Here is a 12087-nt window from a genome sequence, read left to right as displayed (position 1 = left end):
ATGCGAAGAACACGACAACAGGCACGAGAAACGCGAGACCACATTCTCGATGCAGCTGAGCGGCTGTTCGCGGAGCATGGCGTGTCTCGCACTTCGCTGGAAGACATCGCGATTCGTGCGGGATTTACGCGTGGCGCGATCTACGGGCACTTTCGCAACAAGAGCGACCTGTTCGTCGCAATGACAAACCGCGTGATGCTGCCGATGGAAATGCTCGTGGCAGCGACCGCCGATCCTGCCGAGCCGGAGCCGCTCGGCAGGATCCGGCAATTGCTGGCGTACTTTCTCGGCAAGGTCGTGGTCGAACCGCACAGCCGCCGCGTGTTCGAAGTGCTGTTCACCAAGTGCGAAAACACCAAGGACATGTTTCTGGTGCTCGAACGGCAGCATGACGCTGCGCGTAACGGCCGGAAGCACCTTGAACGCGGCTTGCAGAATGCGATCCAGAAGGGACAGTTGCCGTGCGATCTCGATACGGAGCGCGCCGCGAGTGTGCTGCATGCGTTTCTCGGCGGCGTACTGCGCGACTGGCTGCTGGAGCAGGATTCGATCATGCTGCCGCGCGATGCCGAGTTCCTGACGGACGTGTTTATCGGCATGTTGCGGTACTCGCCTTCGTTGCGGCATGCGTCGGCGGGAACGGTCGACGCCGGTGCGATCGGTCGGCCTGAGACCGGCTGTTAGCGCTGCGTTCGCAGTGAAGAAACCGCCTTTCCTCGAACGCATGCGCCGCCATGCGGGCGTGACGCGTAAACCTACGCTAATTCAACCTTCCTAACATCGGTACAAAGCACAGCCATGGACGTCGAGACGTCATGTCATGGCTGCGCCTCCATTCGTTTAACCCGCTTGGACCTGTGAGGGTACGTGATGAACACAACGAAGGACGGTATCGAAGTCGGTGAGGAAATGGTCGCAGGCTTTGCAAAAAAGGGCTTGAAGCAGGTGCGGCCGTCGACGCAACGGGACCGCGGCGTCGGGCCGTTTCGCCGGCTCGTGCTGCGCGGCGCAACGGTGATCGACGGGACGGGCGCGCCGCCGTTCGGTCCCGTCGATATTGCGATCGAAGGCGGCAAGATCACCGAACTCGCCGTGGTCGGCGTGCCAGGCATGCCGCTGAAGCAGGAAGGGCGGCCGGCGGCTGGCGATCATGAGATCGACTGTCAGGGAAAGTATGTGACGCCCGGTTTTATCGACAGCCACGCGCATATCGGCACGCCATTTCATGCCGAGAACGGCGAGATGCTGCCCGCCGATTACATCTACAAGCTCTGGCTTGCGCATGGTGTCACGTCGGTGCGCGAGGCGGGCTGCATGAACGGCCTCGCGTGGACCTGCGAGCAGCGGGCCGCAGCGGACGCGAACCGGATCGCCGCGCCGCACCTGTATCCGTACGTCTATTTTCCGGCCGTCAACGATTATCTGAAGACGATCTACAGCCCCGACGAAGGCCGCGAGTGGCTGCGTGCCGTGCGCGACAAGGGTGCGGAGGGCGTCAAGTTCTTCGGCGCGCCGCCCGCGATCATGCAGGCCGCGCTCGACGAATGCAGCAAGCTCGGCCTGCGCACCTGTTGCCATCACGCGCAACTGACGGTCGGCAGCATGAATGCGTTGAAAACGGCACGTTGGGGACTGACCAGCACCGAGCATCAATACGGCTTGCCCGAAGCGCTATTCGAAGGCCGTTCATTGCAAACGATCGCCGACGATTACGATTACGACGACGAATACCTGCGCTTTTCGACAGCCGGTCAAACGTTTCTGCAGGCTGCGCAGCCCGGCTCGCAGAAATGGAACGACGTGCTCGACGCGTTTCTCGAAGCAGGCCACACGTTCGTCCCGACCATGAACGTCTACGACGGCAATCGCGACGTGATGCGCGCGCGCCGCGCGGAATGGCATGAAGAATACACGGACAGCACGACGTGGAAGTACTTTCAGCCGCAGCGCGGCGGACATGGCGCGTACTTCTACCGCTGGTCCGTCAAGAACGAAGTGGAATGGCGTGAGAGCTATCGCATCTGGATGCATTTCCTCAACGACTACAAGAATCGCGGCGGACGTGTGTGTCCGGGAAGCGATTCGGGCTTCATGTACCAGATCTACGGGTTCGGTTATGTGCGTGAACTCGAACTCTTGCAGGAAGCGGGATTCCTGCCGTCAGAGGTGCTGCGTGCCGGGACATCGCACGCAGCCGACCTGCTCGGCATCGGGCAGGAAGCGGGCGTGCTCGAAGTGGGGCGGCGGGCGGACGTGCTGGTACATGCCCAGAATCCGCTTGCCGATTTCAAGCTTCTGTACGGCACGGGCGCGCTGCGGTTGAACGATCAGATCGGCGCCGTCGAACAGAAGCGCGCGCTCGAACTGACCATCAAGTCCGGAGTGGTGTTCGACGTCAGCGAATTGCTCAGCGATGTCCGCGCGATGGTGGCATCGACCTGGAAAAACGGCGAAACGCCTTTCCGCAAACCTGCGGAGCGCGTGCAATGAGCGCCCCGGCTACGCAATTCGTCGTGCTGGCGGGCATGCTCGGCAGCGGCAAGACCACGCTGCTCGAAGCGCTGCTGCGCGATGACGCGGCGGCGACGTCGACGGCGGTGATCGTCAACGAAGTCGGTGCGATCAACATCGACGGCGCCGTGCTGTCCGAATCGGCTCGCGGCACGCCGATGGCAACACTCAGCAACGGCTGCGTGTGCTGTTCGCTGACCAACGATCTCGTGACGACCATCGAGGATCTTGTCGACACGCGCACGCGTAGCGGACTGCCGGCGTTCGAACGCATCGTGCTGGAGTGCAGCGGTTTGTCGCGTCCGGGGCAGGTGATGCAATCGCTGAATCCGCTGTGTGGGATGGGGCTGCGCATCCGTATCGTGGTGACCTACGATTGCAGCCGTCCGCCGCTGGATACGGATGATTTCGACACGGTCGCCGCGCAACTCGGCGCCGCGCACACGATCACGTTGACGAAAACCGATCTCATCAGCGCGCAACAACGGCGACGGGAACACGCGCTGATGGAAAAGCTCAATCCGCTCGCGCGCATCGTCGACGCCGATACAGCTGAGGCACGCGCCCGCGAAGCATTCAGCGACACGCACGTCGGGCAGTCGTTCGACTGGACCGTTCCTGCGATGCAATACAGCTCGCATCGCGCGCTGCTTCATCCGCGAGTGCGCGTGTTCTGCGCGCGTTTTCGCGGGCCGCTGGAGTGGGAGCAGACGCTCGACTGGATCGAGAACATCTCCGGCGCGATCGGCGAGCGGCTGCTGAGGATGAAGGCCATCGTTCCCGGTCCGGGCGGAAGCGGGCGCGTGCTGCTGCAAAGCGTCGGCACGACGTTCGCGCAGCCGCGGCGTCTCGCTGCCGCTAACGATACCGACATGGCCGCGATCTTTATCGTCCGCGATTGCGCGATGCAGGACTTCGAAGATTTCGGCATGAACGGTTCGGTCCGCTGGACCTCGCTGCAAAGCTGAAGCCGAGCCTTCGATGCTGAACGCCAACCCGCCAGATACAACCGGTCCAATGCCATGTTGATGCTGAACGTATTCTTCAAATCAGCCCTGCTGATCGTCACGACGCTCTTTCCGATCATCAACCCGCCTGCGGTTGCGCTGATCATATTGAGCATGGTGCGCGGCGCCAGCGATCAGGAACTTGCGGAGCTCGGGCGACGCATTGCGATCAACGGTTTTGTGATTCTGCTGGCGTCGCTGTCGGTTGGCGCGTATGTGCTGTCGTTCTTCGGTATTTCGGAGGATGTGCTGCGTGTGGCCGGTGGTTTTGTGATTGCGATGGCGGGCTGGGGGCTGTTGCAGTCGCCAGGCGACGACAACGCTGCGCCCGTCACCGGTCCGGAGCGCGCCGCATCGCTGCGCGCCAAGGCGTTCTACCCGCTGACGTTGCCGATCACGGTCGGGCCGGGTTCGATTGCTGTGGCGATCGCGTTGGGTACGGGCTCGCCGCATGAGGGGCTCCAACCCGTGCATCTGGCGGGGGTTGGCGTCGCGCTGGTCACGCTGTGCCTGAGCATCTACTTCTGCGTGCGCTACGCGGGGCGTCTGGAAAAGCTGTTAGGGCAGGTGGGCACGCAGATCGCCATGCGGCTCTTCGCGTTCGTGCTGTTCTGCATCGGCGTGCAGTTGTTGTGGATCGGCGTATCGGGGCTGATCGGCACGCTGCATCTGCACTGACGCGCTTTATCAGGCTGCTTGCCCGGGGGCACTCGCGCGACGCTTGCGCGTTCCTGCTGCTTTTGACTGTTCGTCGACGGGAGCAAGGTCTTTCTCGCGGCGTGCCTGATAAGTCTCGCCCCATTCACGCAAGCTGATGAGCACGGGCGCGAGCGTCTGGCCGAACGGCGTCAGCTCGTACTCGACCTTGGGCGGGACTTGCGGATAAACATGGCGCGCGACGATGCCGTCCGCTTCCAGCTCACGCAGTTGCAGCGTCAGCATGCGTTGTGTGGTGTTGGGCAGCAACCGGGTGAGCTCCATGAAGCGCTTCTTTTCGTGCATCAGATGAAACAGGATCACCGGCTTCCACAAGCCGCCGATAACGGATAGCGTCACTTCCACGGCGCAGCCGCTCCTGCTGTCCAGGCGTTTCGGTCGCATGGTGTTCATACCTACATAAGTGATAGTACCGGCGATAATTGTACCTTCTTGCGGTAATCGAAGTGCGAACGGAGAATCACGCTGTGGTCGCGAAGTTTGCGCGGCCTCGCGCGCCGTTCAACGGGCGCGATTGCCATTTCGACGCCGGTTCCGCTTTGCGGATCGTGCGTGCGTCAATCGACTATCAGGAGTTGCTTCGATGAAAGCCATCACATTGCGCCATCCCGCCGGACTGGACAACCTCGTGCGTACGGAACTCGCCGATCCCGGCGCGCCTGCAGCGGGCGAAATCCGCGTGCGCATCCACGCCAGTTCGCTCAACTTTCACGACCTGGGCGTCGTGCTAGGACGCCTGCCTGCCGACGACGGCCGCATTCCGATGTCGGACGGCGCGGGCGTTGTCGAAGCGGTGGGCGAAGGCGTGACGGAATTCGCGGCCGGCGATGCTGTCGTCTCGACGTTCTTCCCGTACTGGCTCGACGGCGGCCCGACGATCGCCGATTTCTCGACCACACCGGGCGATGGTGTCGATGGCTATGCACGCGAGGTCGTCGTGCGCCCTGCGCAATGGTTCACGCATGCGCCGCGCGGCTACAGCCACGAGGAAGCGGCAACCTTGACGACGGCGGGGCTGACGGCGTGGCGTGCGCTGGTCGTCGACTATTCACTGAAGGCGGGTGATACGGTGCTCGTGCAGGGCACGGGTGGCGTGTCGATTTTCGCGTTGCAGTTTGCGAAGCGGATGGGGGCGACGGTGATTGCGACGTCGTCGTCGGATGAGAAGCTGGAGAAGGCGCGCTCGCTTGGGGCGGATCATTTGATTAACTATCGGCGCGATACGGACTGGGCTGCGAAGGTGCTGGAGTTCACTGATGGACGTGGTGTCGATAATGTCGTCGAAGTGGGCGGGCCGGATACGCTTGCGCAGTCGATTCGCGCGTGCCGGATTGGTGGGCATATTGCGTTGATTGGTGTGCTGACCGGGATTTCAGGTGAAGTGCCAACGGTGGATTTGATGCGGCGTCAGCAGAAGCTGCAAGGGCTCATTGTTGGGAGCCGCCGGCATCAGGTGGATATGGTTCGGGCGATCGATGCTACTGGTATGAAGCCTGTTGTTGATCGTACGTTCGCACTTGATGATATTGCTGATGCGTTTCGGTTTCAGGCGGCTGGGAAGCATTTTGGGAAGGTTTGTTTGAAGGTCTGAGGCCTGCGGCGCTGTTGGGTTTGGTTTGGTTTGGTTTGCTCGGCTTTGTGCTGGCATCCGCGGTTTGTTATTGGTTTGCCTGGGTTGCCCCTGTGCGGGGCGGCACTTACTTTCTTTGCCGCCGCAAAGAAAGTAAGCAAAGAAAGCGGGCTAACACCGCCCGTGCTTGACCTCCGCCTGAGGGCCCCCAACAGTTCCTCCACTTCAAACGGCATCACATTTGATCGATGCCCGTTGCCCGCGCTTCGAACCGGCGCCTCACCCACTCCAATCACCCGTATCACAGCCAGCGGCAGCGAATGGTTGCGGCCGCCCAGGTGGCAAACTGTGTGTCGGTCGTAGTGCTTCACACCTCAGCGCTCTTACGACACCGATCGTGTTTTTCAGTCCGGAGTGGAGCGCATAAGCCGCGATGGCCTACACACAGTTTGCCGCTATAGAACGTGAGCGATTTGATCGCGCGTGTGCCGACGCGGGATTCTGAAGCGGGTGAGGCGCCGATTTAAAGCGCTGGCATCGGGCATTGAATGGTAGGTTGCCGTGCGAAGTGGAGGAACCGTTGGGGGCCCTCAGGCAGTGGTCAAGCACGGGCGGTGTTAGCCCGCTTTCTTTGCTTACTTTCTTTGCGGCGGCAAAGAAAGTAAGTGCCGCCCCGCACAGGGGCAACGCTTGAACCACGAAGGCAAATCGCGGATGCCAGCGCAAAGCCAAGCAAACCAAACCAAACCAAATTCACACCTCCGGCAACAACGCCACCAACAACCTCCTCAACTCCATACACTCTTTCTGCGAGAGCCGAGCAGTCAAGACCCGCTCGACTTCCTCAACCCGAGGCCGCAACACGGCAAGTTGCTCCCTCCCATCGGCAGTCAAAAACAGCACATAACTGCGCTTATCGACAGGATCATCGGACCGTTCGATCAACCCATTACGCACCATCCGCGCAACAAGATCCGCGATCGTCGAACGGTCGACGTCAAGCTCATCCCCGAGTTGCCGCTGGTTCACACCAGGCGTCCTCTGCAATATCTCAAGCGCCGCATATTGCACACTCGTGATCTCAGCCGAAACCTCGGCAAGCCACACCGCGACGTGACGCTGCTGCGCGCGGCGCACCAGGCTGCCGGTGAATCTCGAAAGCGCTTCGGGTTTGTCGTGTTTGCTCGGCAATTTCGCTGTGTCGTAGTGAGTTAGCGCATGCGGAATATCGGCCGGAAAAATGCAACCAGTTCCGCATAGGCATCAAGTGGAAGAACATGCGCAACATACTGATCCGGTCGGACCACCACGAGCGCGCCGCGCTCGCGGTCGATGCCGCGCTCGTCGAAGATATCAGTCGCTGCGTCGCTCGTAAATGTCTTCTCGTAGTCAATCAGGCCGTGGCGTCCCTTGCGCGGCAAGAGCAGGGCAGGCATGTCTTCCAGGCGGACTTCCCGATGCGGCTGCTGCAGCACTGCACGCAGATCGAGCACGCTGTCGATGTCGGCATCGGTGGGCGTCACGAGCCGCAACACGGAATCGTGCGATGTCGCGAGATGATCGCACAGCGCTTCGAGCGCAGTACGGTTCGCATCCGCGAATGCATACAGACGCCAGCAACCATCGGCGCGCGCCGCGTGGCCGAGATGAACCGGCTTCGCGTCCGCAAGGCGAATTACAGGCGATGAGTGAAAGCGCGTGCCGATCTGAAAGCCGCTGGCAAGCTTCTGATGCGTCGATTCGCCCGTCAGCGTGCCCGGACGGTAGTGCGTTGCGACACCCGCCGTGTATCGGCCCGCGCGCACGAAATACGCCTGCAACTCTGCCGGATCGACGCCGCCCGCTTCCGGACGGGCAGGGTCTTTCGGCGGAGCGGCCATCATCGCGGACCATTCCTTGTCGAAATCGATCAACTCTTGCGCGATAGGCTGACGCTCGTCGGAATATGTGCGCAACAGTTCGGCATCGCTGCGTCCCTGCAGAACCGCGCCGAGTTTCCAGCCGAGATTGAAGCCGTCCTGCATCGACACATTCATGCCCTGGCCAGCCTTGGCGCTATGCGTATGGCACGCATCGCCGGCGATGAACACGCGCGGTTCGCGCTTCGTTCCATCTTCCGCCAGCGCATCGTCGAAGCGGTCGGTGAGGCGCTGTCCAACTTCATACACGGAGAACCACGCGACTTCTTTTACATCGAGCGTATAGGGATGCAGGATGTGCCGCGCCGTTTCGATGATCCGATCGACGTTAGCCTGCTTGATGCTGTCGCGATTCTCCGGCGTGACTTCGCCAAGATCGACGTAGAAGCGCACCAGATAGCCGCCTTCACGCGGGATGATCAGCAGATTGCCCTTGCTCGCGGATTGAATCGCAGCCTTCAGGCGGATGTCCGGGAAGTCCGTGACGGCCAGCGCGTCCATCACGCCCCACGCGTGATTGGCGGCATCGCCGCGCAGCGTCTGGCCAATGGCCGTGCGCACGCGGCTGCGCGCGCCGTCGCAGCCGACCACGTAGCGCGCGCGTATCGTCACCTGTTCATCGAGCCGTGCTTCATCGGTGCGGCGCAAGGTCACGCGCACCGGATAGTCGCCCACATCATCACGTTGCACATCGACGACTTCGAGGTCGTAGTCGGGTTCGAGGCGTTGCGACGAGCGCCGCATCACGTCGAGCAGATAATCCTGCACGCGCGCCTGATTGACGATCACATGCGGAAACTCCGACATACCTGTTTCGGTATCCTGAACACGACCCGTACGTTTGATCGCGCCACGGTCCTGTGCATCGGGTCGCCAGAACACGGTTTCATTGACCCAATAAGCTTCGCGCAGCAAGCGGTCCGCAAGCCCGAATGCATTGAACATCTCGACCGTACGGCACGCGACGCCGTCCGCCTGTCCCATCAGCAACGGTCCACTGCGACGCTCGACGATGCGCGTGCGGATCCCCGGGAATTGCGACAGTTGCGCTGCGAGCACGAGACCCGCAGGGCCGCTTCCGGCGATCAGCACATCGACCGTATCGGGCAGGTCGACGCACGGAGCGGTGTCGGCGGCGGGTTCGATGGTCGGATCGCCGACGCGGAAACCGTTGAGATGAAATTGCATGATGTCTTCCTCCATGTTGCATGTGTCATCGTGGAAATCAATATACTCCGTACACCAACCATTTCCAAGAAATTCATCGACGATGGATGTTTACCCTGGTCCGGGCGGGCGACGATTGTGTTTTCCGCGCTGCAACATGAAAGCGCCGTTGCATTGGGTAAAACCCTAACTTCTATTCCGTGCCGCGTACGACTCTGCTATAAAGTGCGCTCCGTAGCTGATGACGTTTTAGCACGGCGATTTCTTGCAAGTCTCGCAAGGTTGAGCAGAAGTCTTTGAAAGGAATGGCATGGCGCGCGTAGTTGTGGTCGGCAGCATCAACATGGACATGGTGGTCGTCACCAATACGTTTCCCCGTCTTGGCGAGACCCTGTTCGGCACGGGTTTTTCGACGCATCCGGGCGGCAAGGGCGCCAATCAGGCTGTCGCGGCGGCACGTCTGGGCGCGCAGGTGACGATGATCGGCCGGGTAGGCGCCGATGCATTCGGCGGCGAAATGAAGGCGACGCTGGAGCGTGAAGGCATCGATGTGCGGCACGTTACGACCGCAAGCCAGGCGACGGGCATCGCGTCGATCACGCTGACGGGCGGCGACAACGCGATCGTCGTGGTGCCGGGCGCGAACGCCGAACTGTCGCCCGAAGACATCGACCGTGCGGCCGATGCATTCGCACAGGCCGATATCATCCTCGCCCAGCTCGAAGTGCCCTACGCGACCGTGCTGCACGCCGCGCGCCGCGCGCGCGAACTCAACAAGCCGTTCTTCCTGAACCCCGCGCCCGCCGTTGCGCTCGACGCCGAACTGCTGGACCTCGTCACGCTGCTGACACCGAACCAGCACGAACTCGCCACCGCATTGCAGACGAGCGAAGACGCGTGGGCCGACGAACTCGCGCGCCGTCCCGGCCGCATCGCGATGACGCGCGGCAAGGACGGCGTCTGCTATGCAGGCAGCGACGGCAAGCTCGTGCACAAGCCTGGCTTCACGGTCGACGCCGTCGACACGACAGGTGCCGGCGACACCTTCAACGGCGCGCTCGCCGCCTTCTGGAGCCTCGGGATCGACGAAGCCGTGCGGCGCGCCAATGGCGCGGCCGCGCTCTCCGTCACGCGCGCGGGCGCGCAGGGCGGCATGCCGACTCTTGCCGAACTGGACAAATTTCTCGAGGCACAACAATGAAAAAGCTGGGACATCTGAATCGCGACATAGCGCGCGTGCTGGCCTCGATGGGCCATACCGACAGCGTCGTGATTGCCGACTGCGGCCTGCCTATTCCTGACGGCGTCGAATGCATCGACGTGTCGATTGCGCTGAACGTACCGGGCTTTTTCGACGTGCTCGACAGCGTGCTCGCCGACTTCAAGGTCGAGCGCGCGGTGTTTGCGAGCGAGAGCGCAGAACACAACGGCGCGGTGGTCGAGCGCATCGCGCAGATGGCGGCCAGCAAGATCGAGGTCGAGCAGGTGCCGCACGAAGAATTCAAGCAGCGCTCGCGGCAGGCGAAAGCCGTGATCCGCACGGGCGAGTGCAGTCCCTACGCGAATGTGATTCTGCATTCCGGCGTGATCTTCTGAGAGGCACACCATGGAAGTGTTGATGCAGGGCATCGGCAAGGCCTTCGGACCGGTGCGTGTGCTCGAGGGCGTCGACTTTCACATCAGCGCGGGCGAGATCCATGCGCTGATGGGCGAGAACGGCGCCGGTAAATCGACGCTGATGAAAATCCTGTGCGGCGTCTATCAGGCCGACGCAGGCCAGATCCTGATCGATGGCCGCGCTGCGCAGATCCGCAATACGGTTGAAGCAGAACGCGCCGGCATCGCCATCATCCACCAGGAACTGAACCTCATCCCGCAACTGACGGTGATGGAGAACCTGTTCCTCGGCCGCGAACCGAGCCGCTTCGGCATCGTCGATACGGTGAAGATGCGTCGCGACGCGCGCAAGTGGCTCGACATGGTCGGCGCGCAGGATATCGATCCGCAAACGGAAGCGGGTGCGTTGTCGATCGGCCGGCAACAGCTGGTTGAAATCGCCAAGGCGCTGTCGCTGGATGCGCGCGTCGTCGTGATGGACGAGCCGACCGCTGCGCTCACGAACCGGGAGATCGACACACTGTTCGAGATCATGTCGTCGCTGAAGGCGCGCGGTGTTGCAATCGTGTATGTGTCGCACCGGATGGAAGAAATCTTCCGCATCTGCGACAAGATCAGCGTGTTGCGCGATGGTCATTTCGTCGGCGAACGTGAGATCAAGCGCACGAGTTTCGATGAAATCGTCCGGCTGATGGTCGGACGTGAACTCGGCGAGCGCTTTCCGAAGCGTCAACACAAGCCTGGCCAAGTCCGGCTGAAGGTCAAAGACCTCGCCGATCAGGGCAACATCACGGGCATCACCTTCGACGTGCGCGCAGGCGAAGTGCTCGGCATTGCCGGCTTGATGGGCGCGGGCCGCAGCGAAATTCTACGAACCCTGTTCGGCGCGAACCGGAAAACGCACGGCATGGTAACGCTCGACGGCAAGCCGCTGGATGTGCGCGACGCATCGAGCGCGATTGCGGCGGGCATCGGTTTCGTCACGGAAGACCGCAAAGGGCAGGGCCTCGTGCTGGGCATGTCGGTGCGCGAGAACGCCACGCTCGTGCATCTCGACAGCTACGCAAAGTTGGGTTTCGTCGACAGCAAGGCCGAGCGCCAGGCTGTGGATGGTCTGATCGAACAGTTGCGCGTGCGCACCCGCGACGCCGAACTCGACGTCAAGTCGCTGTCGGGCGGCAACCAGCAGAAGGTGGTGTTCGCCAAGTGGCTCGCGCGGCCGCCCAAGGTTTTACTGCTCGACGAACCGACGCGCGGCGTCGACGTGGGCGGCAAGGCGGAAATCTACACGATCATCAATCAGCTCGCGGAACGCGGCGTGGCCATCGTGATGGTGTCGTCCGAGCTTCCCGAAGTCCTCGCCATGAGCGACCGCATTCTGGTCATGCATCAGGGACGCCAGAGCGGCCTGTTCGATGCGCAAGGCGCCACCCAGGAACTCATCATGACGGCGGCGGCCGGCGGTAGTGCGGCGCCCGTTACGGTAGCCGCGTAGCCATCACACAACCTGATCGATGACGGCCGCGCGCCGTGCATCCCATTTGAATGATTCCGTCGCGAGCGACCGGAACAACACGCG

The 12087-nt window shown here is 61.9% G+C and carries 11 protein-coding genes; 8 read left to right on the top strand and 3 right to left on the bottom strand.

Annotation, left to right across the window (positions count from 1 at the left end; all coding sequences use genetic code 11):
- The 4 genes from G3O01_RS35530 (at nt 1) to G3O01_RS35515 (ending at nt 4196) form a co-directional block, all read left to right on the top strand.
- The gene (locus G3O01_RS35530; protein ID WP_205811677.1) at nt 1-684 is read left to right on the top strand and encodes a TetR family transcriptional regulator; all 684 of its coding nucleotides are present in this window, start codon (nt 1-3) and stop codon (nt 682-684) included.
- A gap of 186 nt (nt 685-870) precedes the next feature.
- Nucleotides 871-2490 (top strand): amidohydrolase family protein, encoded by a 1620-nt coding sequence (locus tag G3O01_RS35525; RefSeq protein ID WP_205811676.1) that lies wholly within the window; start codon nt 871-873, stop codon nt 2488-2490.
- Nucleotides 2487-3479: a GTP-binding protein gene (locus tag G3O01_RS35520; protein ID WP_205811675.1), complete on the top strand. Its 993-nt coding sequence runs from the start codon at nt 2487-2489 to the stop codon at nt 3477-3479. The genes G3O01_RS35525 and G3O01_RS35520 overlap by 4 nt, the downstream gene beginning before the upstream one ends.
- Before the next feature lie 54 nt (nt 3480-3533).
- Nucleotides 3534-4196 carry a MarC family protein gene (locus G3O01_RS35515; RefSeq protein ID WP_241024548.1) on the top strand — a complete coding sequence of 221 codons (663 nt, stop codon included), beginning with the start codon at nt 3534-3536 and terminating at the stop codon, nt 4194-4196.
- A 9-nt stretch (nt 4197-4205) separates the two neighbouring features.
- Here G3O01_RS35515 and G3O01_RS35510 read toward each other — a convergent pair whose 3' ends face one another.
- Entirely contained in the window at nt 4206-4619 is a 414-nt protein-coding gene (locus tag G3O01_RS35510; RefSeq protein WP_205811674.1) for a helix-turn-helix domain-containing protein, read from the bottom strand.
- 199 nt (nt 4620-4818) lie between these two features.
- On the opposite strand from G3O01_RS35510, the gene G3O01_RS35505 reads away from it, so the two are divergent.
- Entirely contained in the window at nt 4819-5826 is a 1008-nt protein-coding gene (locus G3O01_RS35505) for an NAD(P)-dependent alcohol dehydrogenase (RefSeq protein WP_205811673.1), read from the top strand.
- A 732-nt stretch (nt 5827-6558) separates the two neighbouring features.
- Here the strand turns inward: G3O01_RS35505 and G3O01_RS35500 are convergent.
- Nucleotides 6559-6996, bottom strand: coding sequence for a MarR family transcriptional regulator (locus G3O01_RS35500; RefSeq protein ID WP_205811672.1), 438 nt, complete (start codon nt 6994-6996; stop codon nt 6559-6561).
- 20 nt (nt 6997-7016) lie between these two features.
- Nucleotides 7017-8912, bottom strand: coding sequence for an FAD-binding monooxygenase (locus tag G3O01_RS35495; RefSeq protein WP_205811671.1), 1896 nt, complete (start codon nt 8910-8912; stop codon nt 7017-7019).
- 289 nt (nt 8913-9201) lie between these two features.
- Here G3O01_RS35495 and rbsK point away from each other — a divergent pair, with 289 nt between their 5' ends.
- The 3 genes from rbsK to G3O01_RS35480 are packed head-to-tail and all read left to right on the top strand — an operon-like array spanning nt 9202 to nt 12003.
- Nucleotides 9202-10092 (top strand): ribokinase, encoded by an 891-nt coding sequence (gene rbsK / locus G3O01_RS35490; RefSeq protein ID WP_205811670.1) that lies wholly within the window; start codon nt 9202-9204, stop codon nt 10090-10092.
- Entirely contained in the window at nt 10089-10487 is a 399-nt protein-coding gene (gene rbsD / locus G3O01_RS35485; protein WP_205811669.1) for a D-ribose pyranase, read from the top strand. Before rbsK ends, rbsD begins: the two co-directional genes overlap by 4 nt.
- 10 nt (nt 10488-10497) lie before the next feature.
- A complete protein-coding gene (locus tag G3O01_RS35480; protein WP_205811668.1) occupies nt 10498-12003 on the top strand; it encodes a sugar ABC transporter ATP-binding protein in 1506 nt (501 codons plus the stop codon).
- The last annotated feature ends 84 nt before the right edge of the window (nt 12004-12087 follow it).

The sequence above is a fragment of the Burkholderia sp. Ac-20365 genome (assembly GCF_017104715.1).
Taxonomy (GTDB): Bacteria; Pseudomonadota; Gammaproteobacteria; order Burkholderiales; family Burkholderiaceae; genus Paraburkholderia.
This window is presented reverse-complemented; position numbering and strand designations above follow the sequence as displayed.